Origin of the sequence: Actinoallomurus soli, assembly GCF_024055715.1 — a bacterium.
In the GTDB taxonomy this organism is placed as follows: Bacteria; Actinomycetota; Actinomycetes; order Streptosporangiales; family Streptosporangiaceae; genus Actinoallomurus; species Actinoallomurus soli.
Genome location: NZ_JAMXMV010000008.1, coordinates 230,310 through 255,618 on the forward strand (window position 1 = coordinate 230,310; position 25,309 = coordinate 255,618).

A 25,309-nucleotide genomic window follows, 5' to 3' on the forward strand; every position below is an offset into this window, starting at 1 on the left:
GCCTCACAGGGTCGCGTCGGAGTTGGCGGGGACGGTGGCCTTGATCGCCGTGGTCAGTTCGTTCAGCACGTCGCCGGGCGGGGTGTACTTGGGCGGCACGGTCACCTCGACGTACGCGTGTCGGCCGACGGCGGTGAAGGTGACCGGGCGGTCCGGCGGCACCGGCAGCCAGTTGATCCCGTTGATCACGGCCAGCTCGGACGTCTTGTGCAGCCCCACCGGACGGGTGACGCCACAGCGCACCACGATGGCCGGCGACCCCCACGCGGTGACGAGGTCCGAGCGCGGGCTGGTCGACCGGCGTTTCAGGCCGTGCAGACGCTGCGGCAGCCGGTCGTGGAAGGCACGGCACAACGACACGATCGACGCCGGCGGCCGGGGCACCGGGACCTCGACATCGCTCGCACCGCACCCCGCCGCGACCACCGACAGCATCGCCACGACCGGGAGCGTCCGCCGCGGCCGCGCCGGCGCCCGCCCCCCCGTCCTGGGGAGACACACGGTGGTGCAGACTTGCGGCGGTGCGGACAACGGGCTCAGATGTGGACGATGGGGCAGGTCAGGGTGCGCGTGATTCCCTCGACCGACTGGATCTGGGCGACGACGAGCTTGCCGAGCTCGTCCACGTTGTTGGCGGTCGCCCGGACGATGACGTCGTACGGTCCGGTGACGTCCTCGGCGAGCGTGACCCCGGTGATCTCGGAGATCGTGCGGGCCACCTCGGCCGCCTTGCCGACCTCGGTCTGGATGAGGATGTAGGCCTGCACCATCACGTCCTCCCTTAAAACGGCCATCAGCCGCAACCGTACCGTGTCTTGATCGGAGGTGGGTCATCAGTATCGGGGAACTCGGCGAGTTCGGGCTGATCGCTCGAATCACCGGACGTCTGGGCCAGGGGCCCGAAGTGGAACTCGGGCCCGGAGACGACGCCGCCGTCGTGCGCGCGCCCGGCGGACGTGTCGTCGCGACGACGGACCTGCTCGTCGAAGGCCGGCACTTCCGCCGCGACTGGTCGCCGCCGTACGACATCGGGCGGAAGGCCGCCGCGCAGAACCTCGCGGACGTCGTGGCGATGGGAGCCCGGCCGACCGCCCTGCTCATCGGGTTCGGGGCTCCGCCGGACACGGCGGTCGACTGGGTCGACGCGCTGTGCGACGGGCTGCGGGACGAGTGCGCGCAGGCCGGCGCGTCCGTCGCCGGAGGCGACGTCGTGCGCGCCGAGACGGTGGTGCTGGGCGTCACCGCGCTCGGTGCCCTGGACGGCCCGGCGCTCACCCGGTCCGGCGCCCGGCCCGGCGACGTCGTCGCGGTGGCCGGCCGGCTCGGGTACGCCGCCGCGGGGGTGGAACTGCTGTCGGAGGGACGGAGGGAGCCGGCCGACCTCGTCGACGCGCACCGGCGCCCCCGGCCGCCGTACGCCACCGCGCTGGGCGCCCGTGAGCTCGGGGCGACGGCGATGCTCGACGTCAGCGACGGCCTCGTCCAGGACCTCGGGCACATCGCGGAGGCGTCCGGGGTGCGGATCGAGATCGACGCGGCGGCCGTGCCGGTGCCGCCCGTGCCGGACGGGCTGCGGCTGGCCCTCACGGGCGGTGACGACCACGCGTTCGCGGCGACCTTTCCGAAGCGGCTGCCGCTGCCCGCCGAATGGCGCACAATCGGGAGGGTGGTCGAGGGAGCCGCCGAGGTCGTCGTGGACGGACGCACTTACGATGCCGGGGGATGGGACCATTTCCGGCTGACCTAGCGGTGAGTTGTCGCAGTTCGCATCGGCGGTCTGGTAGGCATGGGTCGTGTGCTTTTGGTATACATCCCGAGACCGGAGAGGGACGGGATGGGACGACACACCAGGAAGCCGGAGGACGGCCCGCGAGCGGTTCCGGAGGATGACCGCTCAGGCCGGAACCGGAGGCTCGGCAAGGTGCCGCTCCTGCCGACGGTCGCCGGTGTCCTGGCGATCGGTGCGATCGTCTCCGCCGTCAGCACGCAGCAGATCTCACTGAACTTCGCGGGCGGCACGCCGTCGGGCGGCGCGTCGCCGATCGTGACGGTCTCCGGCGGGCCGGAGCACTCCTCCGGCAGGCGCACCGCACGGAACGACGCCTCACAGAGCGGCCGGGTCAGCCGTGGCGCGGCACGCTCCGGCGTCGCCGTCACGGTCCGGACCACCTCCGCGTCGGCGCGCGGCTTCCAGGGCGAGGCGACGATCGTGAACCAGGGCGCCACCGCGATCCGGGGCTGGACGCTCGTCCTGCGGTACGCCCACGCGCGGATCACCGCCGTCACCGGGGGCACCGCCGTCCGCACCGGGACGGTGCTGATCGTCCGCAACCCCGCCGCTCGGCCCGCCATCGCCGCCGGCCGGTCGGCGACCGTGCGGTTCACCGCCACCGGGACCGGAACGGCGCCGTCCGGCTGCACCCTCAACGGGCGTTCCTGCCGACCGTAGAGTTGTCGGCATGACGACACCGCCCCGGGTCCTGACGATCGCCGGCTCCGACTCAGGAGGCGGCGCGGGCATCCAGGCCGACCTGAAGACGATGCTCGCCCTCGGTGTGCACGGAATGAGCGTGATCGCCGCCGTCACCGCGCAGAACTCCCTCGGCGTCCAGGGCTACTGGGAGCTCCCTCCCGAGGCCGTCCGCGCCCAGCTCGACTCGGTCCTGTCCGACATCGGGGCGCAGGCGATCAAGACCGGCATGCTCGCCTCCTCCGTCCTCGTGGAGACCGTCGCCGAGGCGCTGGCCGGCGTCGACGTCCCGCTCGTGGTCGACCCGGTGGGGGTCTCCAAGCACGGCGACGCGCTGCTGGCGCCGGACGCGGTCGGCGCGGTCCGCTCCGCGCTGCTCCCGCTGGCGACCGTCGTCACCCCCAACCTCTGGGAGGTCGAGCAGCTCACCGGCGTCAAGGTCGAGGACGAGGACGGCATGCGCCGGGCCGCCGAGGCGGTCAAGGAGCTCGGCCCGCGGTGGGTGCTGATCAAGGGCGGTCACCTTCCCGGCGCCCCGGTCGACCTGCTGTTCGACGGCACGGAAGAGCACCGGTTCCCCGGCCGGCGGCTCGACAACATGCACACGCACGGCACCGGATGCACGCTCGCGTCGGCCATCGCCTCGTACCTGGCGCACGGCGAGGACGTCGTGACCGCGGTCGGCCGGGCGAAGGAGTACGTCACCGGCGCCATCGAGCACGGCTTCCCGCTGGGCGGCGGCATCGGGCCGGTCGACCACGGGTGGGAGTTCCACCGCGCCGGGCCGGTCGCGCGCTTCTGACGAATGAGGGGGTTCCGCGTGTCACGCGGAACCCCGGTTCTTCCCGGCCTCGATCTCGGCGAGGTGACGGGCGATCAGCAGCCGCAGCCGAAACCGCCGGGCCCCCACGCAGTGGGATAGCCCCAACCGCCGGGGTAGCCCCAACCGGTCGGATAACCCCACCCGCCGGGGTAGCCCCATCCGCTGGAGAAGCCCCAACCCCATCCGTCGCCGCGAATCTGGCCGGCGACGTGGCCGGTGGTGGCGTGGTGCGGTGTGGCCGCGACCGTGTGGTGCGGTGCGGCGGTGATGGTCTGCGCGCCGGCGGCCGGAGCCGCCCCGAGAGCCAGAGCCGTGGCTCCGGCGAAGGCCGCTCCCGAGATGGCGAGAGCCATCCGCTTCCTGTTCCTCATCAAGGACACCTCTTTGCTTGATCGACGGACAGGGCGGGTTGCACACGCTCTCGGCAATTAACCGATATGCGGCGCTATCCACAGTCCAGCCGACCTCGGATCACGCCCAGTATCAACCCATAAATACTCAAAGATTGGGATTTAACCTTCGCTTTGCGAAAGTGCAGCGCGGGCTTGAGCGGTCGCGGTTCGGCGGTCGCCGGGCCGGTCCGCAGGCCCGTCCCGACCCGGTGCGACCAGGCGCTTCGCCCGGCCGCCGTGGTGCGTAAAGGCGGCGGAGATCGTGTCCAAAGGGGGCCGCGCAACGCCCCCGATGTGGGTCAAATAGCGTCGCGTGGAGCTTACGCCGGTTGATTCCCACAAGCGAACGTTGTGCAGTTGAACTCAGAGCGGACCACATAAAAGCGACAATCGTCTGAGCGTCCGGCGGCCCGGGCCCGCCCGAGCGCCGCCGGACGAAAGGCGCGGCGACACGAGGGGCGAGAGGGGGTGTCCTCGATGCGCGGAGCGAAGAAGCCGGCGGTGGCCCTGGCGGGACTGGCCTTCGCCGGAGCCATGGCGTTCGCCGGCGGCACGGCCGGAGCGTCCTCACCTACGACCGTTTCGCATCACGTCGCCGCCGGCCACGGCGGAGACGGCTGTGACAACTGGGGGGACTGCTGGGACACCTGGGGATCCGGCGGCGCCCTGTGGTGAGCCGCCGCGGTGAACCGCGCCGTGGCCGGCCGTGCCGGCGCCGCCCCGCCCGGGGCACGCGCGCCGGTACCGGCGCGATCAGGTCACCGGGACGATCCTCGCGTCGAGGAGGCGGCCCTCGTCGATGTCGAGCAGGCCGATCGTGCCGTGCGGCTGGCGCCGGCGGTCGGTCGGGGAGCCGGGGTTGAAGATGCGCAGTCCCTCGCCGGACTCGTCCAGCGGAATGTGCGAGTGGCCGAAGACGACGAGCCGCGCCTCCGGGAAGCGGTGCCGCATCCGGCGGAGCCGGCCCTTGGCCGGGCCACTGTCGTGGATCACCGCCACCGGAAGCCCGGCCAGTTCCAGCTCCAGGACCTCCGGAGCCCCCCACGCCGCGACGTCCGCGCCGTCGTTGTTGCCGCGCACGGCGCGTACGGGGGCGTAGGCGGCGAGTTCGTCGAGCACGGAGGGCACGCAGACGTCCCCGGCGTGCAGGATGAGGTCGGCGTCCCGGAGGTGCGCGGCCACCGCGGCCGGACAGCCCCGCCATCGCCGGGGAGCGTGGGTGTCGGCGAGCGCCACGACTCTCATGGGGCGCATGATGCCCGGAAGCGACCGGTGCACACCGGTGGCGGGAGCCGCCCGTGACATGCCGACGGCCGGTCCGTGTGTGGAACGGACCGGCCGTCGACGCGTGCCCGGTGAGAGCACGGCTTGTGGGCGCCTATGCGGCGCTCGGAGGGGGTGTCAGCGTGCGACGGGCCGGGTCACCTTGCCGGCCTTGATGCACGACGTGCAGACGTTGATCCGCTTGGTGGTGCGGCCGACGACCGCTCGCACCCGCTGGATGTTCGGGTTCCAGCGGCGCGGGGTGCGGCGGTGCGAGTGAGAGACGCGCATGCCGAACCCCGGCCCCTTGCCGCAGATTTCGCAGACAGAAGCCATGGGATGCGCTCCAAAGTGTTTGGAAGGGAAGCCCGGAGTTCGGGCGCTCGTCAAAAGGGTCCCCGACGGGACCCAGAGCTCAAGACTAGCCGACACTCGCCCGGAGACGCGAATCGACCAGCGCGCACACGCGGCCCGTCGTCCCACGAAGACGCCGAAAGTCTAGAGTTGTCCGTCTGGGAGGTGGCGTGGGCGAGGTTCTCGACGCCGCGGCGGTGCGACGCTGGTGCCGGTTGGCGGCGGACGCGCTGGGCCGTACACGCGCGGGGATCGACGCGCTCAACGTCTTCCCGGTTCCCGACGGCGACACCGGGACCAACCTCCACCTCACGCTCCTCGCGGCGGCGGAACGCCTCGACGGCCTGCCCGGGGACGCGGACGCCGCGATCGCCTGGCGGACCCTCGCCGAGGGCGCGCTCGTGGGCGCCCGCGGCAACTCCGGAGTGATCCTCAGCCAGATGCTGCGCGGCATGGCCGACGTTCTGGGAGCGGGCGGCGGCCTGGACGCGGCCCTGCGGAACGCCGCCGACCTCGCGTACGGCGCCGTGGCCCATCCGGTCGAGGGAACGATGCTCAGCGTCCTGCGCGAGGCGGCGGAGGCGGTCTCCCCCTCGGCCTCGCCCGCAGCCGATCCCGGTGGCACCGCGTGGGTGGAGGCGGCTTCGCTCTCGCCCTCGGTCGACCCCGGCGCCGATCCCGGTGGAGCCGCCTGGGCGGCGGCGGAGCGGGCCCGTGCCGCGCTGCGGCGGACCCCGGATCATCTCGACGTGCTGGCGCGCAACGGCGTGGTCGACGCGGGCGCGGCCGGGCTGTGCGTCGTCCTGGAGACGCTCGCCGCCGTGGTCAGCGGTGACTACCCCGAGACGTACGACGTTCCGCGCCGCAGCCGGCAGCCGCCGGAGGCCGTGCCGCGAACCGCCGAGGGCGGCGCGTACGAGGTGATGTACCTCCTGGACGCCGGTGACGGCGCGGTGGCTGAGCTGCGCGGGGAACTCGACGCCCTCGGCGACTCCCTCGTCGTGGTCGGCGGCGACGGGCTGTGGAACGTCCACGTGCACACCGACGACGCCGGCGCGGCCGTCGAGGCCGGTCTGCGCGCCGGCCGCCCGTACCGGATCCGGGTGACCTACCTCGACGCGGCGGAGGACCGCCCCGCCCGGCGCACCGGCCGGGGCGTCGTCGCCGTGACCGCCGGGGACGGGCTCGCCGCGCTGCTGGAGGAACACGGCGCCCGGGCCGTGCGCCGTGCCTCCGGAGACGTGCCCGGCCTGGCCGAGCTGACCGAGGCGATCGTCGAGGCCGGGAGCGAGGTCGTCGTGCTGCCGGACGACGGCACGGTGCTGGCCGTCGCCGAGGCCGCGGCCCGCCGGGCGCGGGAGGAGGGCGTGCACGCGGCGGTCGTTCCGGCGACGGCGTCGGTGCAGAGCCTGGCGGCGCTCGCGGTCCACGACCCGCTGCGCCGCTTCGAGGACGACGTGATCGCCATGACGCGCGCCGCGGGCGCGACGCGGTCCGGCCGGCTCGAGACCGCACGGAGCGAGGCGGTGACGAGCGCCGGAATGTGCCGGCCCGGCGACGTCCTCGGCCTTGTGGACGGTGACGTCGCGCTCATCGGCGCGGACGCCTCCGCCCTGGCGGCGGGCGTCCTCGACCGCATGCTGTCCCCCGGGAGCGAGCTGGTCACGCTGATCGCCGGCGACGGCGCTCCGGGCGATCTCGCCGACCGGGTGCGCGAGCGTCTGCACGCCGTCCGGCCCGACGTCGAGGTCGCCGTCTACCACGGCGGGCAGGACCGCCATCTCCTCCTCATCGGCGTCGAGTAGGCGCGTACCGGGATCGCCGCCGGGGCGGGTGCGCGCCGCCCTGTCCGGCCGAGCCGGTAGAACAGAGGGAGCCGGGCTGGTAAGAGGAGTGATCCGTGACGACTCTCGACGCGCCGCTGGTGAAAGTGGTGGGTCCCAAGGCGGCCAAGAAGCTGGCCGCGCTGGACCTGCACACGGCCGGCGACCTGCTCCGCCACTATCCGCGCCGCTATGCCCAGCGGGGCGAGCTGACGGACCTGGTCGGCCTGGCCGAGGGCGAGTACGTCACGGTGATGGCGGAGGTCGAGAAGGTCCAGGGCCGCAAGATCACCAGGCGCCCCGGCTACCTCCTCGAGGTGGTCGTGACGGACGGCCGCGGGCGGCTGACCCTCACCTTCTTCGGCACCGGTGCGCGCGTCCCGGAGCGGGAGCTGCCTCCGGGCACGCGCGGCCTGTTCGCCGGAAAGGTCTCGTTCTACCGGAGCGGCAACGGCATCAAGCGGCAGCTCGTCCACCCGGAGTACAAGGCGGTCGACTCCCGTGAGGGCGCCGACGCGGCGCGGGAGTTCGCCGAGGAGCTGATCCCCGTCTACCCGGCCACCAAGGGCCTGACGTCGTGGCAGATCGGCGACTGCGTGCGGATGGCCCTCGACACCGTCGACGTGGGCCCCGACTCCCTGCCGGAGGCCGTACGCCGGCGGCACCGGCTGGTCGGGCTCGCCGAGGCCTACCGCGGCATCCACCGGCCCGCGGACATGGCGGAGGCCGGCCGCGCGCGCAGGCGGCTGAAGTGGGACGAGGCGTTCGTCCTGCAGACCGCCCTCGCCCGGCGGCGGCGGGATGCCTCCGCCCTGCGGGCGACGCCGCGGCCGCCGCGACCGGACGGGCTGCTCGCCGAGTTCGACGGGCGGCTGCCGTTCGAGCTGACGGAGGGCCAGCGGGCCGTGGGCGAGGAGATCGCCGCCGACCTGGCCCGCGAGCACCCCATGCACCGCCTGCTGCAGGGCGACGTCGGCGCGGGCAAGACGATCGTCGGCCTGCGGGCGATGCTGCAGGTCGTCGATGCGGGCGGGCAGGCCGCGCTGCTCGCGCCCACCGAGGTTCTGGCCCAGCAGCATCACCGGTCGATCGTGAGCATGCTCGGGCCGCTCGCCGAGGCGGGCCGGCTCGGCGGGGCCGAGCACGGCACCCGTGTCGCCCTGCTGACCGGCTCCCAGGGGGCGAAGGCGCGGCGTGAGGGCCTGCTCGACGCCGCCTCGGGCGCGGCCGGCATCGTCGTCGGCACCCACGCGCTGCTGCAGGAGCACGTCCAGTTCGCCGACCTGGGGCTCGTCGTGATCGACGAGCAGCACCGGTTCGGCGTCGAACAGCGCGACGCGCTGCGGGAGAAGGCGGCCGGAGGCCGTCCGCACGTCCTCGTCATGACCGCGACGCCGATCCCGCGGACCGTCGCCATGACCGTGTACGGCGACCTGGACACCTCGTCGCTCACCCAGCTGCCCGCCGGGCGGTCCCCGATCGCGACCCACGTCGTCCCCACGGCCAACCGGGCGTACTGGAACCGCGCCTGGGAGCGCATCCGCGAGGAGGTCGCCCAGGGGCGGCAGGCGTACGTCGTCTGTCCCCGCATCGGCGAGGCGGAGGGCGACGAGGGCGACGTGATCGCCGGGGGGCAGGACCCGGACCCGGACCAGGAGCAGGAGCAGGAGGGCCGCCGGCCGCCCCTGGCCGTGCTCGACGTCGCGCCGAAGCTCTCCGGGGGACCGCTGAAGGACCTGCGGATCGGGGTCCTGCACGGCCGCCTGCACCCGGACGACAAGGACGCCGTCATGCGGCGGTTCGCCGCCGGGGAGGTCGACGTCCTCGTCGCCACGACGGTCATCGAGGTCGGCGTCGACGTGCCCAACTCCACGGTGATGGTGATCCTGGACGCCGACCGGTTCGGGGTCTCGCAGCTGCACCAGCTGCGCGGCCGGGTCGGCCGCGGCAGGCACGCCGGGCTGTGCCTGCTCGTCACGGACGCGGACGAGGGCTCCAAGGCCCGCGAGCGCCTCGACGCGGTCGCCTCCACCCTCGACGGGTTCGAGCTGTCCCGGCTCGACCTCGAACAGCGCCGGGAGGGCGACGTCCTGGGCGCGAGCCAGTCCGGGCGGCGCTCCAGCCTCCGGCTGCTGACCCTCCTGCGGGACGAGGAGATCATCAAGGCGGCGCGCACCGAGGCCGCGGCCCTCGTCGACCAGGACCCGGAGCTGGCGGACCACCCGGCCCTCGCGGCGGAGCTGGCGGCCCTGATCGACGAGGAGCGCGCCGAGTACCTCGAGAAGACCTGAGGCGCGCCGGCTCGCGGGCAGGCCCGTGAATTCGCGGGCGGGCGATATCCCTACTATCTCGGTTGACAAACTAGGGAGACTGGTTCAGGCTGGAAGCGTGTACCGGAGAGCTCCGTTGATCGTGCGGCTCCACGTCGACCTGCGGCGACAGGCCAGCGCCCTGTGTCCCCCGAGCTGAGCCCCCATCACCGGGCCGCGCCCGCCGCGGCCGCGCCGCGCGCACGGTAGGCCGTGTCCTCCGACGCGTCCCGGCGCCCGTCAGACGACTCTCCGGAGGATCACATGACCGTCATCGACCTGCCGGTGCACTCGCCGGCGCTGCGCGCGGAGCAGCAGGCCGGCAACACCCTCGCCCGTGCGCTCGGCGACCGGGACGCCCGCGTCCGCCGGGCCGCCGCCGGCGCCCTCATCGACGAGCAGGAGGTCCTGGTCGGCGAGGAGGGCGTGCGGGCCCTCGTCCAGGCCGCCGACACCGGCGCCGACTCCTACGTGCGCGCGGTCGCGGCGGAGCTCGTGCGCGCCATGCGGGCCGCCGCCTGGGACATCTACGCCGGCGCCCTGCGCCGCGAGGACCCCGGCCGCGCCGAGACCATCCGCGGGTTCCTCCTGCTGAGGGCCGCCGCCGAGCTCGCCGAGATCGCCCTGGCCGACCCGTCCTGGCGTATCCGTGAACGCGCGGTCGCCGCCCTCGGCTCGCTCGGTCCCCGGGCCGCGATCGGCCCGCTGAGCAGCGTGCTCGAGGACGAGGACGAGGTCGTCGCCGTCCGCCTGGCGGCCGTGCGGGCGCTGGCCCCGTGGGCGCCCGACCGCCACTACGCACGGACGGCCCTGACGGCCGCGCTGAAGGACGCGGACCCGGGCATCCGCGCCGAGGCCCGCTGGGCCCTGGCCACCCCGCCCTACCGTCCTTGACCGCGCGGACGACGCGCCGGGCGGGTCGTGGCCGCGATCTCCCGTCTGTGGTTACTCTCCCGCAGTGGAGCAGAAGCGCGACTTTCCGGTCCCCGTCGCCGCCGCGCCCGCCTACCTGATCGCCGTCCTGGCCGCAGTCTCGGGCGTCGGCGCCCTCTTCGTGCTCGTCCTCGTGGGATACCTCCTGGTCGCGATGCGACGGATCTCGGAGGAGGCCGCGGCCGGTGCCGTCTTCGTGATCTTTCCGGCCCTCGGTCTGGGCCTGCTCGCCTCCGCGGTCGGCATGGCGTTCCTCGCCCGCGCGGAGTTCCGGCTGCTGCGCACTCCGCCCGTCTTCACGGCCGAGGGCGTACGGCTGCGGGTCTTCGCCCGGCGCGGCTACGACGTGTTCGTCCCCTGGGACCGGGTGACGCGGCTACGGATCGCGGAGAAGGGCGCCCGGCCGTACCTCCTGGTGGACGTCGCCGACACGGAGGACCTGACGCACGGGGACCCGGGCCGGGCCGAGCGGCTGCGGCGGACGGCCGAACGCTTCGAGGGCGCGGCGGTCGCGTACGCGCTGCGCGGCGCGCTGATCGGCACCCGGGACCTGGGCGCGGTCGTCGACCGCCTCAGCGGGGGGACCGTCGCCCTCGACCACTGAGCCGCGCCGGCCGGGCGATGGGCAGACTGGGGGAGTGACCCGACTCATCGCAGGAACGGCCGGCGGGCGGCGCATCTCCGTCCCCTCCGGCCGCGACACCCGGCCGACCAGCGACCGCGCCCGCGAGGGGCTGTTCGCCACCGTCCACTCGCTGCTCGGCGACCTCGCCGGCCTGCGGGCGGCCGACCTGTTCGCCGGGTCCGGAGCGGTGGGGCTGGAGGCGCTGTCGCGCGGCGCGGCCCACGTCCTGCTCGTCGAGTCGGCGCCGCGCGCGGCCAAAGTGATCAAGGCGAACATCGCCGCCCTCGGCCTGCCCGGCGCCGAACTGGTGACCGACCGCGTCGAGCGGGTGCTGCGGCAGCCGCCCCCGGAGCCGTACGACCTCGTCTTCGCGGATCCGCCGTACGCCGTGACCGGCGAGGCGGTCACCCGGATGCTGGAGGACCTGCGCGACAACGGCTGGCTGGCCCCGGACGCCCTGGTGGCGGTCGAACGCGCGACCCGCGACGAGCCGGTGCGCTGGCCGCCCGGGTACGAGGAGAGCAGGGCCCGCCGCTACGGCGAAGGGACGCTTTGGTACGGTCACGCCGCAGGTCACTGACGGCTCCTCAGCGAAGGGTGCTCACCTCGTGCGCCGTGTTGTCTGTCCGGGCTCGTACGACCCCGTCACCAATGGCCACCTCGACATCATCAGCCGGGCGTCGCGGCTGTACGACGAGGTCGTCGTCGCGGTCCTCATCAACATCTCCAAGAAGAGCCTCTTCACCGTCGACGAACGCGTCGAGATGATCGCCGAGGTGACGAAGCAGTACGGGAACGTGGTGGTGGAGAAGTTCCACGGGCTCACCGTCGACTTCTGCCGCGAGCGGGACATCCCCGTCATCGTGCGCGGTCTGCGGGCGGTCAGCGACTTCGACTACGAGCTGCAGATCGCCCAGATGAACCATCAGCTGGCCGGGGTCGAGACGATGTTCATGGCCACCAATCCGCTGTACTCCTTCCTGTCCTCCAGCCTGGTCAAGGAGATCGCGCAGTACGGCGGGGACGTCTCCGGGCTGGTGCCCGAGCCGGTCCAGCAGCGTCTCATCCGGCGGTTCTCCGAGTCCTGAACGCGTGCGGAGCCGCCCGGTCCGCCGGGCTCTCAGGGACCTCCGAGTTGGGAGAACGCCCCGCACGTTGGTAACCTTGCCAATCGACCTTGTACGACGGCGGTGATTGCGCCATGCCTCACGGAAGCAGGAAACACCTGACCCGCATCGATCCCCGGGCCCCGTTCGTGATCGACACGACGACGCTGGGCCGCAGACCGGGATCGATGCGCGAGGATTCCAGGACCGTGCCGGCTCCGGCGGATCTCGGCGTCGAGATGGTCGGTGTCCCCGAGGGCGCCGACGTCGAGCTGGACTTCCGGCTCGAGGCGGTGATGGAGGGCGTGCTCGTCTCGGGCACGGCGCGGGCACCTCTCACGGGAGAGTGCGCGCGCTGCCTGGAGCCGGTCACCTCGTCGATCGAGGTGGACTTCCAGGAGCTCTACGTCTACTCCGACACTCGCTCCGGCGAGAGCGCGGGAGAGGACGAGCGCCGTCTCGAGGGAGATCTCATCGATCTCGAGCCGGTGGTCCGGGACGCGATGGTGCTCGCACTGCCGCTGTCCCCGCTGTGCCAGGACGACTGTCCCGGCCTGTGCTCGGAGTGCGGGGTGCGGCTGGCCGACGCCGAGCCGGACCACCACCACGAGGCCGTCGACCCCCGGTGGGCGGCATTGCAGGGCATGTTGGATCAACGACAAGAAGACCAGGAGGGCTGACGTGGCCGTACCTAAGCGTAAGAAGTCGCGCAGCAACACGCGGCACCGTCGCTCGCAGTGGAAGACCCAGGCGCCGACGCTCGTGCGCTGCCCGCAGTGCCGCGACGAGAAGCTGCCGCACACCGCGTGCCCGACCTGCGGCACCTACAACCGCCGCCAGGTCGTCGACGTGGCCTGAGTGACGTTCCGCGGGGGCGGCTCAGCCGCCGCCCCCGGCTCGTCTCGCGATGAAGACTCGCCCGAGGCCGTGGCGGACGCCGGAGACATCCGGCGTGCGCCTCGCCCTCGCGGAACCTTCCTCGGAGGAAGCACCGTGAGTTTCCCGCCCGCCATGGTCCTCGTCATGGGGGCCGCAGCATGAAGACCGACAATTCGGCGTCCGACCGAGGCCCGCTGGTGGCGGCCCTGGGCGTCAGCCCGGACCCGGCGCTCCTCGAACGCGCCCTCACGCACCGCTCCTTCGCCTACGAGAACGGCGGCCTGCCGACCAACGAACGGCTGGAGTTCCTCGGCGACTCGGTGCTCGGCCTGATCGTCACCGACACCCTCTTCCGCAACCATCCCGACCTGCCCGAGGGCCAGCTGGCCAAGCTGCGGGCCGCGGTGGTGAACATGCGGGCGCTGGCCGGCGTGGCGCGCACGCTCGGCCTGGGCGCCTACATCCGGCTCGGCCGCGGCGAGGAGGGCACCGGGGGCCGCGACAAGTCCTCGATCCTGGCCGACACCCTCGAGGCGCTCATCGGGGCCGTCTACCTCGACGCGGGGCTGAAGGCGGCCGCCGAGCTGGTCCACCGGCTGTTCGACCCGTTGATCACCCGCTCGGCCAGCCTGGGCGCGGGCCTGGACTGGAAGACGTCCCTGCAGGAGCTGACCGCCACGGAGGAGCTCGGGGTGCCCGAGTATCACGTGGAGGAGAGCGGCCCGGACCACCAGAAGACGTTCCGCGCGGCGGTCGTCGTCGGCGGCACGGAGTACGGCCGCGGCGAGGGGCGCAGCAAGAAGGAGGCCGAGCAGCAGGCGGCCGAGGCGGCTTGGCGGACCATCCGCGAGTCCTCGGGCACACAGGACTGACGCGTGCCCGAGCTACCCGAGGTCGAGGTCGTACGGCGGGGCGTGGAGCGCTGGGTCGTCGGCCGTACGGTCCGGACGGCCGAGGTCCTGCACCCGCGGTCGGCGCGCCGCCACACCGAGGGCCCGGCGGACCTGGCCGCGCGGATGACCGGACGGACCATCGCGGCGGCGCGGCGACGCGGCAAGTACCTCTGGCTGCCGGTCGGCGACGACGAGGCGCTGCTGGCCCATCTCGGCATGAGCGGGCAGCTGATCGTCGATGATCCGGACCGGCCGCCGGAGAAGCACCTGCGCGCCCGGTTCACCTTCACCGACGGGGGACCGGACCTGCGCTTCATCGACCAGCGCACCTTCGGCCACCTGATGCTCACGGCCACCGAGGACGGCATCCCCGAGCCGATCACGCATATCGCCCCGGACCCGCTGGAGGACGCCTTCGACGAGGAGGCGTTCCACCGCGCGCTGCGGCGCCGGCGTACGGGGGTGAAGCGCGCGCTCCTCGACCAGACCCTGATCAGCGGCGTCGGCAACATCTATGCCGACGAGGCGCTGTGGCGCGCCAAGCTGCACTGGGCGCGGCCGACCGAGACGCTGACGCGGGCGGAGGTGACGCGCCTGCTGACGGGTGTCCGCGAGGTGATGGCCGCCGCGCTGAAGGCGGGCGGCACCTCCTTCGACAGCCTGTACGTCAACGTGAACGGCGAGAGCGGCTACTTCGAGCGGTCGCTCAACGTCTACGGCCGGCGCGACGAGCCCTGCGCGCGGTGCGGCAGTCCCATTCGCCGCGACGCCTTCATGAACCGCTCCTCCTTCACCTGCCCCACCTGCCAGCCACGCCCCCGCCGCGCCCACTACTGACCTCCGCGGCCGGAGCCGTACGTCCTCGGGCGCGCTCTACGATCGGGGAATGGACGAGCACGTACGGCTGACGGCCTGGGTACGCGGACGGGTCCAGGGCGTCGGCTTCCGGTGGTGGGTGCGCTCCCGCGCTCTGGAACTGGGACTGCTCGGCTCGGCGAGCAACCTGGTCGACGGCCGGGTCGAGGTGATCGCCGAGGGGCCGAGAAAGGCGTGCGAGGACCTTCTGGGTCTCCTCCGGGGCGGAACGACACCGGGGCGTGTGACCGGTGTGTCAGAGCGCTGGACCGAGTCGCGTGGCGGCCTTCGAGGCTTCGTCGAACGGTGATCGGTCTGGGAGGTCTGCTAAACTTGTACGGACAGGTTGTTACGGGTCTGTGACATCTGTCTTGACCGGCTTCCCTGCCGGTGCGACCCTAGTTGTTACGCGCACCTCAAGAAGATTCTCGTGCGCGACCATTCCTGCTGGTCACTCAGCGTGGAGGACCCTTAATCATGGCGAAGGCTCTACTCGGCCACGTCGGCGGTCCCGACCCCCGCATGGTTGCGGAGATGCGGCGCCTGCAGCAACGTGTCCGTGACCTGGAGGCCGAGCTCGTACGGCTCCAGTCCGAAAACGACGCGCTTGCCGCTGTTGCTGACAACGAAGTCATGGCGCTCGCTACCAAGGACCGCGAACCGGCACTGACCTGAGGTCAGCGCCGAGCGCGTAAAAGGGACGTCGACAGACGTCCCTTTTTGTTGGCCGCGTACCGCGTTTTCGGCCGCATTCGACCGGGCCGCGCCCTCACCACGGCACATCCGGCTGCCGGATACCCGGCTTCGGCGCGTGTCGGCCGGTATCGTGCTGATACGGCCGGGGCGCCGGTGACGCCCGGCACGGGTGGTCCACCCGTCGGCGGTGGCAGAAAGGATCGGTGGGCGCTTGTACTTGAAGAGCCTCACGTTGCGGGGTTTCAAGTCCTTCGCGTCCTCGACCACACTGCGCCTCGAGCCGGGGATCACCTGTGTCGTCGGGCCGAACGGCTCGGGCAAGTCCAACGTCGTCGACGCGCTCGCCTGGGTGATGGGCGAGCAGGGCGCCAAGTCGCTGCGCGGCGGCAAGATGGAGGACGTGATCTTCGCGGGCACGTCCTCGCGTCCGCCGCTCGGCCGCGCCGAGGTCGTCCTGACGATCGACAACTCCGACGGCGCGCTGCCCATCGACTACTCCGAGGTCACGATCAGCCGGCTGATGTTCCGGTCGGGCCAGAGCGAGTACTCCATCAACGGCGACCCCTGCCGGCTGCTGGACGTCCAGGAGCTGCTGTCCGACTCCGGCATCGGCCGCGAGATGCACGTCATCATCGGGCAGGGCCAGCTCGACCGGGTCCTGCACTCCGGCCCGGAGGGGCGACGGGCGGTGATCGAGGAGGCCGCGGGCGTCCTCAAGCACCGCAAGCGCAAGGAGAAGGCCCTGCGCAAGCTCAACGCGATGCAGGCCAACCTGACGCGCGTGCAGGACCTCACCACCGAGCTGCGCCGGCAGCTCAAGCCGCTCGGCAGGCAGGCGGAGATCGCCCGGCGGGCGGCGGTCATCCAGTCCGAGCTGCGGGACGCGCGGCTGCGGCTCCTCGCCGACGACCTGGTCACCCTCACGGCGAGGCTGGAGCAGGAGGCGGCCGACGAGGCGACGATCCGCGAGCGCCGTGCGGCCGTCGAGCAGGCGCTGGCCCAGGCACAGCAGCGGGAGGCCGCCCTGGAGGCCGAGGCCGCCGAGCAGGCGCCGGTCCTCGCCCGGGTGCAGGACACCTGGTACCAGCTGTCGTCGCTGCGCGAGCGCCTGCGCGGCGTCGGTGAGCTCGCCGCCGAGCGCCACCGCAACGCCGTGGAGGCCCAGGCGGAGGAGCGCCGGGGCCGCGACCCGGAGGACATGGAGCGTGAGGCGGCGGAGATCCGGGCGCAGGAGGAGGTCCTCGGCGCCCGGCTCGAGGCGGCGCAGGACCTCCTCGCCGAGGCCGTCGACCGGCGCGCCGCCGCCGAGGCCGCGCTGAAGCAGGAGGAGTACCGCCTGCAGGACGCCGCCCGCGCCGCCGCCGACCGCCGCGAGGGGCTGGCCCGGCTGCGCGGCCGGGTCGAGGCGCTGGGCAGCAAGGTGCAGGCCACGGAGGCGGAGATCGGCCGGCTGGCCGAGGCCCTCGCGGACGCGCGGGAGCGCGCGGCGGCGGCCCAGGCCGAGTACGAGTCCCAGGACACCGAGACCGCCGAGGACCCGGAGCTGGCCGCCGAGCACGAGCGCGCCCAGGAGGTCCTGGAGCAGGCCAAGGAGGCCGTCGAGCACGCGCGGGAGGCCGTGGAGGAGCCCCGGCGGCTCCTGAAGGAGGCGCGGGACCGGGTGGCCGCCGCGCGGGGCGCCGACCAGGCGGCGCAGAAGGAGGTCACCGCGCTGCAGGCACGCGTGGAGGCCCTCGACCAGACGATGGGCAGCGCGGCGGACGGCGGGGAGGTCCTGCTCGCCGCCGGCCTCGACGGCGTGCTCGGCACGACCGCGTCCCTGCTGTCGGTCGAGCCGGGCGCCGAGATCGCGATCGCGGCGGCGCTGGGCGCGGCCGCCGAGGCCGTCGCCGTCGCCTCGCTCGACACCGCCGAGGCCGCGCTGACCGTGCTGCGCGCCGAGGACGCCGGGCAGGCCGGTGTCGTCGTCGGCGCCGGACCCGACGGCCACCGCGAGCCGCCCGCCCTCCCGGACGGCGCCCGCCCGGCCGCCGACCTGGTCACCGCCCCGGAGACGCTGCGGGCCGCGATCCGCCACCTGCTGGCGGACGTCGTGATCGTCGAGGACCTGCCCGCCGCGGCCGCGCTCGTACGGTCCCGGCCCGAGCTGCGCGCGGTGACCCGCGACGGGGACCTCCTCGGCGCGCACTGGGCGGTCGGCGGTGGCGGCAAGCGGCAGAGCCTGCTGCAGATGCGGTCCGCCCGCGACGAGGCCGCCGAGCGGCTCGCCGCCGCGGAGGCCAGGGCCGAGGGCACCGCCGTCGCGCTGGAGGACGCCGTCGCGGCCGAGCAGCGGGCCCAGGCCGTGCTGGAGGCCGCCCAGGCGGCGGTCGGCGAGGCCCAGAGCGGCGTGAACCGCGCGCAGGCGGGCCTGGACAAGGTGCGGGCCCGGATGCGGGAGGCGGCCGCCGAGGCCGCCCAGGAGGCCAAGCAGGTGGCCCGGCTGCAGGCCGCCGCCCAGGCCGCCCGGCAGGAGGCCGAGCGCCTCGCCCGGTCCCTGACCGCCGCCGAGGAGGCGCGGGACCGGGACCTGACCGCGGCGGCGGAGCTGCGCGAGCGCCTGGAGATCGCCGAGGCGGAGCCCCTCGACGAGGACGACCAGGACACCGCACGCCGTGACGAGCTGAACGACCGGTGCCAGGAGCTGCGGTCGGCCGAGATGGAGGCGCGGCTGAACGTCCGCACCGCCGAGGAGCGGGTCTCGGCCATCGCGGGCCGGGCCGACGCGCTGGAGCGGGCCGCCGACCGCGAACGCCAGGAACGCGCCCGCGCCGCCGAGCGCCGCCGCCGCCTCGCCCGTGACGCGCGGGTGGCGCAGGCCGTGGGCGTCGGCGTCCAGCGGGCGCTGGCCGGTATCGAGGTCTCGATCGCCGCGGCCGTGGCCGAGCGGGAGACCCACGAGCAGGCGCGTACGGCCCGCGAGGAGGAGCTGAAGGCCGTACGGACCAGCGTGCGCCAGCTCACCGGCGAGCACGAGAAGCTCGTCAACGTCGCGCACGGCAGCGAGGTCGCCCGGGCCGAGCAGCGGCTGCGCCTGCAGCAGTTCGAGGAGCGGGCGATGGAGGAGTTCGGGCTGGAGGTGGCCGTGCTCGTCGCCGAGTACGGCCCCGAGCAGCCGGTGCCCCCGGCCCCGGACGCCCCGGAGGACGCCGCGCCCGAGCCGTACGACCGGGCCAGGCAGGAGAAGCGCGCGAAGCAGGCCGAGCGCCAGTTGGCCCAGCTCGGCAAGGTCAACCCCCTCGCGCTGGAGGAGTTCGCGGCGCTGGAGGAGCGGCACGCGTTCCTGACCTCACAGCTGGAGGACCTGAAGAAGACCCGCCGGGACCTGCTCACCGTCGTCAAGGAGGTCGACGACCGGGTCCAGCAGGTGTTCGCGTCGGCCTACGAGGACGTCGCGCGGGAGTTCGAGGGCGTCTTCTCCCGGCTGTTCCCGGGCGGGGAGGGGCGGCTGTCGCTGACCGACCCGGAGGACCTGCTCACCACCGGGGTCGAGGTGGAGGCGCGGCCGCCGGGCAAGAAGGTCAAGCGCCTGTCGCTGCTGTCCGGCGGCGAGCGCTCGCTCGTGGCCATCGCGTTCCTCGCCTCGATCTTCAAGGCGCGGCCGTCGCCGTTCTACGTGCTCGACGAGGTCGAGGCCGCCCTGGACGACACCAACACCCAGCGGCTGCTCGGCATCTTCGAGGAGCTGCGCGAGTCGTCGCAGCTGATCGTGATCACTCACCAGAAGCGCACGATGGAGGGCGCGGACGCCCTGTACGGCGTCAGCATGCGCGGCGACGGCGTGACCCAGGTCGTCAGCCAGCGCCTCCGGGAGCCCGAGCCGGCCTGACCGATCGATGCCTGTACCGTCCTCACGAGGGCGTGGGTTGGCCTGCGGTGGGATTCTCCGGTCTTGTCGTTGTACGGCCGGTACGGCAAACAATTTGCAGGTTTTGTACCATCTTGTCCCAAATCGCGCTTGGCTTCGCTAGAGTCACGGCCGTCCCACACGGCGCGATTGACACCCTCGGAAAGGTCACCGTGGACCCTCAGCTTCTCAAAGACAACTTCGCCCAGGTCGGCGGCCATGGCATGGACGTGGCCGAGTACTTCTACGCGGACCTGTTCGAGCGCAACCCGCACTACCGCTCCCTGTTCCCGGCGTCGATGAGGCGCCAGCAGGAGGTCCTGCTGGGCGCGCTCAGCCAGATCGTGGCCCTGGTGGACGACCCGGAGCGGCTCGTCCCGTACCTGGAGGAGCTCGGCCGGGCGCACGCCGGGTTCGGCATCCACGCCGAGCACTACCCCGAGGTCGGCGCCAGCCTCGTCGCGACGCTGAAGTACTTCAGCGGCGACGACTGGACCGCCGAGCTGGAGAAGGACTGGGTCGAGGCGTACGGCGTGGTCTCCGACGTCATGATCAAGGCCGCCGGACAGTAGAACGCCGCGGCGACGGATCGCCCGGCTTCAGGAGAATGTGTGGATGCTCAACGACTGAAGGACAACTTCGCGCAGGTGGCGCAGCACGGTGACGCCGTGGCGCTGTTCTTCTACTCCGATCTCTTCCTGCGCAACCCGCGGCTGCGGGAGATGTTCCCCGTCGGCATGAGCCACCAGCGCGACCGGCTGCTGGCCGCGCTCGGACGGATCGTGTCGCAGGTGGACGACCTTCACAACCTGGTTCCGTTCGTGCAGCAGCTCGGCCGGGACCACCGCAAGTACGGAGTGGAGGCCCTGCACTATCCCGAAGTCGGGGCCAGCCTCGTCACCACCCTCCGCTACTTCTCGGGACGCTCGTGGACCGAGGAGCTGGCGCGGGACTGGACGGACGCGTACAACCTGGTCTCGAAGGTCATGCTCGACGCCGCCCAGGAGGACGCCTCGGTGCACCCGTCCTGGTGGAACGGCCAGATCGTCGCGCACGAACGCCGGCGCTTCGACCTGGCGGTGTTCCGGGTCCTTCCCGACCGGCCGTTCGCGTTCCAGCCCGGCCAGTCGGTCTCGCTCGAGGTTCCGGCCCGGATGCGGATGTGGCGCTACTACTCGATGGCCAACGCCCCCCGGCCCGACAACACCCTGGACTTCCACGTCCAGCTGATCGACGGCGGTCCGGTCAGCCCGGTCCTCGTCCGGGCGCTCCGCGTCGGCGACTGGATCAAACTGGGCCCGCCGGTCGGCACGATGACCTTCAACGAGCGGTCCGGACGCGACGTGCTGCTCATCGGCGGCAGCACGGGCCTGGCGCCGCTCAAGGCGATCCTCGAGCAGATCGCCGCGCTGCCCAACCCGCCGCGCGTCCATCTCTTCTTCGGCGCGCGGTACCTCGACGGGCTCTACGACCTGGACGATCTGCAGAAGCGGGCGGCCGGGATGCCGTGGCTCACCGTGATCCCGGCGGTCTCCGACCAGGACCCCGGCCCGGCGGCCGAGCACGGCACGCTGCCCGACGTCGTCGGGCGGTTCGGGATGTGGCAGAACCATGACGCCTATGTGTGCGGCTCGTCCGGGATGATCGACGCGACCGTCGATCGGCTCCTACAGCTCGGGCTGAGCCAAGACCGCATCCGAATCGACAAGTACGCGGACGCTTAAGAGGAGACGAATGACCTCCCCCGAAATCCACGCCGCTCAGCGCCTCACCCCGGCTGAGCTGCAGGCGGTCAACTTCCAGCGCGCTCCGCTCGGCCGCCGGGGATTCGACGAAGAGCAGGTGAGGGCGTTCCTGGGCCAGGTCGAGCAGGAGCTCGTCCGGGTCCTCAACGAGAAGGCGGACCTGGAGAACGAGGTCGGCCGCCTGCGGGAGCGCCTCGCCGGCGGCGGCCCCGACGCCGGCGCGATCCAGCCCGAGGACGCCCACATCCAGGCCGTGCGGATCCTGTCGAACGCGCAGCAGACCGCGGACCAGTACGTCGCGGACGCGCAGCGGTACAGCCGGGAGATCGCCGAGGAGGCCCGGCGCGGCCGGGACGAGATCCTCGCCGACGCCCGGTCCCGCGCCACCCTCGTCCTCGAGGAGGCGCACCGGCAGGCGTCGTACGCCGCGGAGCAGGTCGCCCCGTCGACCGAGCCCATGTCCGGCGACGAGCGCCGGGACCTCGAACGCGAGATCGCCTACCTGCGGACCTTCAGCGACGTCTACCGCACGCACCTGCGCAGCTACCTGGAGGCGCTGCTGCGCAACGTCGAGGAGTGGGAGAAGTCCGAGCGCGACTCCCTCGCCGGCACCCGCGCGGCGCTTCCCCGGATGAGCTGACGGCGGGCCTCCCGCCACGCCGTACGCAAGACTCGGAGAATGTTCTCGGCGCCGATGGGAACGTCGGCGGATGCCCCGGTTCGCCGGGGCGCCTCGGGGATGTTCTCCGAGCCTTCCGCTCGAGCACGCGCGAGGACGACGTGGCCGGGCGGACGGTGACCGGGTAGGGACGGGAGGGGGAACCCGTTCCTTCTGCGAGACTGGGACACGCTATGGAATACGTCATTCTCGCCATCGCCATCGTCGTGCTCGCCGTCGCGACGGGCGTGTTCTTCCTGGTCCGGGGCGCGCGCGGTGCCGCACCGCCGCCGCGCGCACCGGAAGCGCCGAAGGCGCCGGAGGCACCGCGCGGCGGCACGGCCGTCATCGAGGAAGAGGAGGTCGTCGCGCCGCCCACGCGGGCGCCGACCCCCGAAGCACCGCCCGCGCCACCCGCGCCGCCCGAGATCGAGATCCCGCCGCCGTCCGCCGGCCGCCTCATCCGCCTGCGGGCACGGCTGTCCCGATCCCAGAACGCCCTCGGTAAGACCCTTCTCACCCTGTTGTCCCGCGACACGCTCGACGACGACGCGTGGGACGACATCGAGGACACCCTCGTGCAGGCCGACGTCGGCGTCGCGCCCGCCCGGCAGATCGTCGACGACCTGCGGACCAAGGTGAAGGTCTACGGCACCCGCACCCCGGATGAGGTGCGCGGGCTGCTGAAGGACGAGCTCCTCGCCCAGATCGGCAAGGACTGGGACCGTTCGCTGCGGACGCAGCCGCACGGGACCCAGCCCGCGGTGATGCTGGTCGTCGGCGTCAACGGCACCGGCAAGACCACCACCTGCGGCAAGCTCGCACGGGTCCTCGTCGGGGACGGGCGCAGCGTCCTCCTCGGCGCGGCCGACACCTTCCGCGCCGCCGCCGCCGATCAGCTGCAGACCTGGGGCTCCCGGGTCGGCGCCGAGGTGGTGCGCCGGGAGGAGGGCGCCGACCCCGCGAGCGTCGCGTTCGAGGCGGTCAAGAAGGGCATCGAGGACCGCGTCGACACCGTCATCGTCGACACCGCCGGCCGGCTGCACACCAAGACCGGGCTGATGGACGAGCTCGGCAAGGTCAAGCGCGTCGTCGAGAAGCAGGCCGAGGTCGACGAGGTGATCCTCGTCCTGGACGCGACGACCGGGCAGAACGGCCTGCGCCAGGCCCGGGTCTTCGCGGAGGTCGTCAACGTCACCGGCATCGCGCTGACCAAGCTCGACGGCACCGCCAAGGGCGGCATCGTCATCGCGGTCCAGCGGGAGCTCGGCGTCCCGGTCAAGCTCGTCGGCCTCGGCGAAGGTCCCGACGATCTCGCGCCCTTCGACCCCGAGGCCTTCGTCGACGCTATCCTGGGTGGCTGACCGGCCCTTCTTCCGCGACCGGCCACGGCCCACCGGCCCCGGCCGGTCGCGCGGGAACCGATCGATCGGGGGTCCCGGCCGGTCCTGTGAGGACCGGCCGGCCGCCACGGGCGGTCGCCGTCGTCAGGGGCGGTCAGCTCTCCTTGAGGGCGTCGGCGACGGCGGTGCTCAGGTCCAGCCGGGCGCCGCCACGGAACTCCCTCCCGAAGGCCCGGGACCCCAGCGACTCACGGGCGCGCGTCTCGCACTGCTGGTGCGAGCAGGCGTGGTACGGCAGCTGGGTCGGCGAGAAACCCAGCTCGTGCCAGACCCGATCCGCCGCGCCGAGCAGGCGGGCCGCGCGCTCCTGGGCCCCACCGGCCCCCGCGGTCCACGCCAGGACCTCCAGGAACTGGGCGAGCCCCCAACGGTCCTCGATGACGGACCAGGGCGCGGCGACCTGCAGCATCATCGTCTCCGCCCGCCGCCAGTCGCCCTGCTTCCACGCGGCGATCCCGATGGCGAACAACGCGTACGCGCGGAACAACGGCGCGTCCCGGGCGTCGCACAAGGCCATGAGCTCCTCGCCCAGCGCTGCCCCGAGATCCGGATCCCTGGCGACGCAGAACATCGACGCGAGGTAGAGGTTGATCCCGACGGCGTTGAGGTCCCCGGCGTCCCAGTGGCGGAGCCGGGCCTGTTCCAGCAGGGCGAGCCCGCGCCGGTCGTCCCCGGCCGACAGCGCGGCGATGCCGGAGACCGTCGTGGCGAACGCGGCGGCCGTCGCGTCCCCCCTCTCCGCGGCGAGGGTCTGGCATTCCTCGATCCGGGTGACCGCGGCGGGAAGATCACGTTGGTGCAGGGCGAGCAGGGCGTCGGCCCACAGGGCGGTGAGCCGTGCGCGCCCGGGAGCGGGAACGAGCCGCAGTCCTCGTTCCAGCCAGTGCCGTCCCTCGGTGAGGGCCCCGCCGAGCAGCCAGAACCCCCACAGGCCCGAGGCGACCTCCAACCCGGCCGGCGCCGAGACCGGCCGGCCGTAACACGTCTCCATCGCCGCACGGAGGTTCGGCAGTTCGATCTGCAGCGTGTGGAAACGGTCGAGCTGGTCGGAGGTCATCTGGTCGATCCGGCAGCGTTCGACCAGCGACCGGTAGTGGGCGCAGCACCGGCCGCGCAACCGCTTCTCCTCGATGCCGGTCAGATTCTCGCGGCCGTACGCGCGGATGCTGTCCAGCATGCGGTACCGCGTGCCGGCCCGGGAGCACTCGGTGATCAGGATGGACTTGTCCACCAGCCCGGCGATCAGATCGAAGATCTCCTCACGTTCGATCTCCCCGCCGGCGCAGACCTCCTCGGCGGTGTCGAGATCCACCCCGCCCGGGAAGGTCGCCAGGCGTGCCCACAGGTGACGCTCGGCGGAGGAGCACAGGCTACGGCTCCAGTCCATCGTGGCGCGGAGTGTCTGCTGGCGGGGCGGCGCGTCACTGTCACCGCCGGTGAGAACGGCGAAGCGGTCGTCGAGTTCGCCCAGGAGCCGGTTGAGCGGGGTTTTCCTCAGGCGGGTGGCGGCAAGCTCGATCGCCAGCGGGATGCCGTCCAGGCGCTGGGAGATGCGGGCGACGGTGGCGGCATTGGCGGAGGTGACGCTGAAGCCGGGGCACACGGTGACGGCCCGGTCGGTGAAGAGCCGTACCGCCTCGTTCCGGGCGATCGAGCGGGTCGGCGCGTGCTCGTCGGCGACGGGCAGGGAGGCGATCGGCAGCACCTGTTCGCCGAGCACACCGAGCCGGTGACGGCTGGTGGTCATGATCCGCAGACGCGGGGCGGCCCGGAGCAGCCGGTCCACGAGACTCGTGCAGGATTCGAGGAGGTGCTCGCAACCGTCCAGCAGGAGCAGCATCCGCTTGTCGGCGAGGCGCCCGAGGAGGAGCGGCATCGCCTGCCGGTCCATCTCCCGTATCCCCACGGCGGCGGCCACGGTCGGCACGAGGAGGCTGCCCTCCTCGAGCGTGGAGAGTTCCACGATCTGTACACCGTCGGGGAACCAGCCTCGCACGGACTCCGCGGCGCGGAGCGCGAGCCGTGTCTTGCCGACACCGCCGGCACCCGTGAGCGTCAGCAGACGTGTCCGGGGGAGGAGCCGTCTCACCTCGGACAGCTCACGGCCGCGGCCGACGAAGCTCGAGCGGTGAGTACACCGGCGACTCCTGGCCAGTACGTCCTGAGCAGGCATGTCTTCTCGCGGTATGGAGGTCG

27 protein-coding genes are annotated in these 25,309 nt (G+C 72.9%); 21 read left to right on the plus strand and 6 right to left on the minus strand.

Translation table 11 applies throughout. The annotated features are described in order from the left end of the window. Positions 1-3: 3 nt before the first annotated feature. Both NDW01_RS21740 and NDW01_RS21745 read right to left on the minus strand, forming a co-directional pair. Positions 4-435 (minus strand): DUF3515 domain-containing protein, encoded by a 432-nt coding sequence (locus tag NDW01_RS21740; protein ID WP_252823236.1) that lies wholly within the window; start codon positions 433-435, stop codon positions 4-6. A gap of 101 nt (positions 436-536) precedes the next feature. Then, positions 537-770 carry an Lrp/AsnC ligand binding domain-containing protein gene (locus NDW01_RS21745; RefSeq protein ID WP_252777405.1) on the minus strand — a complete coding sequence of 78 codons (234 nt, stop codon included), beginning with the start codon at positions 768-770 and terminating at the stop codon, positions 537-539. A 62-nt stretch (positions 771-832) separates the two neighbouring features. Here NDW01_RS21745 and NDW01_RS21750 point away from each other — a divergent pair, with 62 nt between their 5' ends. The 3 genes from NDW01_RS21750 (at position 833) to thiD (ending at position 3,272) form a co-directional block, all read left to right on the plus strand. Further along, a complete protein-coding gene (locus NDW01_RS21750; RefSeq protein ID WP_308211760.1) occupies positions 833-1,747 on the plus strand; it encodes a thiamine-phosphate kinase in 915 nt (304 codons plus the stop codon). 174 nt (positions 1,748-1,921) lie between these two features. Continuing rightward, positions 1,922-2,449 carry a cellulose binding domain-containing protein gene (locus NDW01_RS21755; RefSeq protein ID WP_252823099.1) on the plus strand — a complete coding sequence of 176 codons (528 nt, stop codon included), beginning with the start codon at positions 1,922-1,924 and terminating at the stop codon, positions 2,447-2,449. Positions 2,450-2,459: 10 nt separating this feature from the next. Beyond that, positions 2,460-3,272 (plus strand): bifunctional hydroxymethylpyrimidine kinase/phosphomethylpyrimidine kinase, encoded by an 813-nt coding sequence (gene thiD / locus NDW01_RS21760; protein WP_252823100.1) that lies wholly within the window; start codon positions 2,460-2,462, stop codon positions 3,270-3,272. Positions 3,273-3,346: 74 nt separating this feature from the next. On the opposite strand, the gene NDW01_RS21765 is transcribed toward thiD, so the two are convergent. After that, complete coding sequence (locus tag NDW01_RS21765; RefSeq protein WP_252823101.1) at positions 3,347-3,664, minus strand: hypothetical protein; 318 nt, start codon at positions 3,662-3,664, stop codon at positions 3,347-3,349. 498 nt (positions 3,665-4,162) lie between these two features. Here NDW01_RS21765 and NDW01_RS21770 point away from each other — a divergent pair, with 498 nt between their 5' ends. Then, the gene (locus NDW01_RS21770; RefSeq protein WP_252823102.1) at positions 4,163-4,360 is read left to right on the plus strand and encodes a hypothetical protein; all 198 of its coding nucleotides are present in this window, start codon (positions 4,163-4,165) and stop codon (positions 4,358-4,360) included. A gap of 78 nt (positions 4,361-4,438) precedes the next feature. Here the strand turns inward: NDW01_RS21770 and NDW01_RS21775 are convergent, their stop codons facing one another. Then, a complete protein-coding gene (locus NDW01_RS21775; RefSeq protein WP_252823103.1) occupies positions 4,439-4,930 on the minus strand; it encodes a metallophosphoesterase family protein in 492 nt (163 codons plus the stop codon). A gap of 156 nt (positions 4,931-5,086) precedes the next feature. After that, on the minus strand, positions 5,087-5,284 hold the full coding sequence (gene rpmB / locus NDW01_RS21780) for a 50S ribosomal protein L28 (RefSeq protein ID WP_252776270.1): 198 nt from the start codon (positions 5,282-5,284) through the stop codon (positions 5,087-5,089). 188 nt (positions 5,285-5,472) lie between these two features. Between rpmB and NDW01_RS21785 the strand changes: the two genes are divergently transcribed. The 17 genes from NDW01_RS21785 (at position 5,473) to ftsY (ending at position 23,074) form a co-directional block, all read left to right on the plus strand. Continuing rightward, complete coding sequence (locus tag NDW01_RS21785; RefSeq protein WP_252823104.1) at positions 5,473-7,107, plus strand: DAK2 domain-containing protein; 1,635 nt, start codon at positions 5,473-5,475, stop codon at positions 7,105-7,107. Between the two features lie 95 nt (positions 7,108-7,202). Then, positions 7,203-9,416 (plus strand): ATP-dependent DNA helicase RecG, encoded by a 2,214-nt coding sequence (recG, locus tag NDW01_RS21790; protein WP_252823105.1) that lies wholly within the window; start codon positions 7,203-7,205, stop codon positions 9,414-9,416. Between the two features lie 282 nt (positions 9,417-9,698). Further along, on the plus strand, positions 9,699-10,328 hold the full coding sequence (locus NDW01_RS21795; protein ID WP_252823106.1) for a HEAT repeat domain-containing protein: 630 nt from the start codon (positions 9,699-9,701) through the stop codon (positions 10,326-10,328). A 64-nt stretch (positions 10,329-10,392) separates the two neighbouring features. Next, positions 10,393-10,971 carry a hypothetical protein gene (locus NDW01_RS21800; protein WP_252823107.1) on the plus strand — a complete coding sequence of 193 codons (579 nt, stop codon included), beginning with the start codon at positions 10,393-10,395 and terminating at the stop codon, positions 10,969-10,971. A 34-nt stretch (positions 10,972-11,005) separates the two neighbouring features. Next, the gene (gene rsmD, locus NDW01_RS21805) at positions 11,006-11,572 is read left to right on the plus strand and encodes a 16S rRNA (guanine(966)-N(2))-methyltransferase RsmD (protein WP_252823108.1); all 567 of its coding nucleotides are present in this window, start codon (positions 11,006-11,008) and stop codon (positions 11,570-11,572) included. Between the two features lie 28 nt (positions 11,573-11,600). Further along, complete coding sequence (coaD, locus tag NDW01_RS21810; RefSeq protein ID WP_252776281.1) at positions 11,601-12,080, plus strand: pantetheine-phosphate adenylyltransferase; 480 nt, start codon at positions 11,601-11,603, stop codon at positions 12,078-12,080. Positions 12,081-12,193: 113 nt separating this feature from the next. Next, complete coding sequence (locus NDW01_RS21815; protein WP_252823109.1) at positions 12,194-12,778, plus strand: YceD family protein; 585 nt, start codon at positions 12,194-12,196, stop codon at positions 12,776-12,778. 1 nt (position 12,779) lies between these two features. Next, positions 12,780-12,956: a 50S ribosomal protein L32 gene (gene rpmF, locus NDW01_RS21820; protein WP_252776286.1), complete on the plus strand. Its 177-nt coding sequence runs from the start codon at positions 12,780-12,782 to the stop codon at positions 12,954-12,956. Positions 12,957-13,135: 179 nt separating this feature from the next. Beyond that, positions 13,136-13,849 carry a ribonuclease III gene (rnc, locus tag NDW01_RS21825; protein WP_252823111.1) on the plus strand — a complete coding sequence of 238 codons (714 nt, stop codon included), beginning with the start codon at positions 13,136-13,138 and terminating at the stop codon, positions 13,847-13,849. Positions 13,850-13,852: 3 nt separating this feature from the next. After that, the gene (gene mutM / locus NDW01_RS21830; RefSeq protein ID WP_252823113.1) at positions 13,853-14,707 is read left to right on the plus strand and encodes a bifunctional DNA-formamidopyrimidine glycosylase/DNA-(apurinic or apyrimidinic site) lyase; all 855 of its coding nucleotides are present in this window, start codon (positions 13,853-13,855) and stop codon (positions 14,705-14,707) included. A gap of 49 nt (positions 14,708-14,756) precedes the next feature. Further along, positions 14,757-15,035 carry an acylphosphatase gene (locus NDW01_RS21835; RefSeq protein ID WP_252823114.1) on the plus strand — a complete coding sequence of 93 codons (279 nt, stop codon included), beginning with the start codon at positions 14,757-14,759 and terminating at the stop codon, positions 15,033-15,035. A gap of 167 nt (positions 15,036-15,202) precedes the next feature. Then, on the plus strand, positions 15,203-15,400 hold the full coding sequence (locus NDW01_RS21840; RefSeq protein WP_252776295.1) for a hypothetical protein: 198 nt from the start codon (positions 15,203-15,205) through the stop codon (positions 15,398-15,400). Between the two features lie 232 nt (positions 15,401-15,632). Then, entirely contained in the window at positions 15,633-19,289 is a 3,657-nt protein-coding gene (gene smc / locus NDW01_RS21845; RefSeq protein ID WP_252823115.1) for a chromosome segregation protein SMC, read from the plus strand. A 191-nt stretch (positions 19,290-19,480) separates the two neighbouring features. Continuing rightward, complete coding sequence (locus tag NDW01_RS21850; protein ID WP_252823117.1) at positions 19,481-19,879, plus strand: globin domain-containing protein; 399 nt, start codon at positions 19,481-19,483, stop codon at positions 19,877-19,879. A gap of 39 nt (positions 19,880-19,918) precedes the next feature. Continuing rightward, complete coding sequence (locus NDW01_RS21855) at positions 19,919-21,031, plus strand: globin domain-containing protein (RefSeq protein ID WP_252823118.1); 1,113 nt, start codon at positions 19,919-19,921, stop codon at positions 21,029-21,031. Between the two features lie 10 nt (positions 21,032-21,041). Next, positions 21,042-21,692, plus strand: a complete 651-nt coding sequence (locus tag NDW01_RS21860) for a DivIVA domain-containing protein (RefSeq protein ID WP_252823120.1) — start codon at positions 21,042-21,044, stop codon at positions 21,690-21,692. A 212-nt stretch (positions 21,693-21,904) separates the two neighbouring features. Beyond that, entirely contained in the window at positions 21,905-23,074 is a 1,170-nt protein-coding gene (gene ftsY / locus NDW01_RS21865; protein WP_252823121.1) for a signal recognition particle-docking protein FtsY, read from the plus strand. 133 nt (positions 23,075-23,207) lie between these two features. Here ftsY and NDW01_RS21870 read toward each other — a convergent pair whose 3' ends face one another. Continuing rightward, the gene (locus tag NDW01_RS21870) at positions 23,208-25,202 is read right to left on the minus strand and encodes an ATP-binding protein (protein WP_252823122.1); all 1,995 of its coding nucleotides are present in this window, start codon (positions 25,200-25,202) and stop codon (positions 23,208-23,210) included. Positions 25,203-25,309 lie beyond the last annotated feature (107 nt).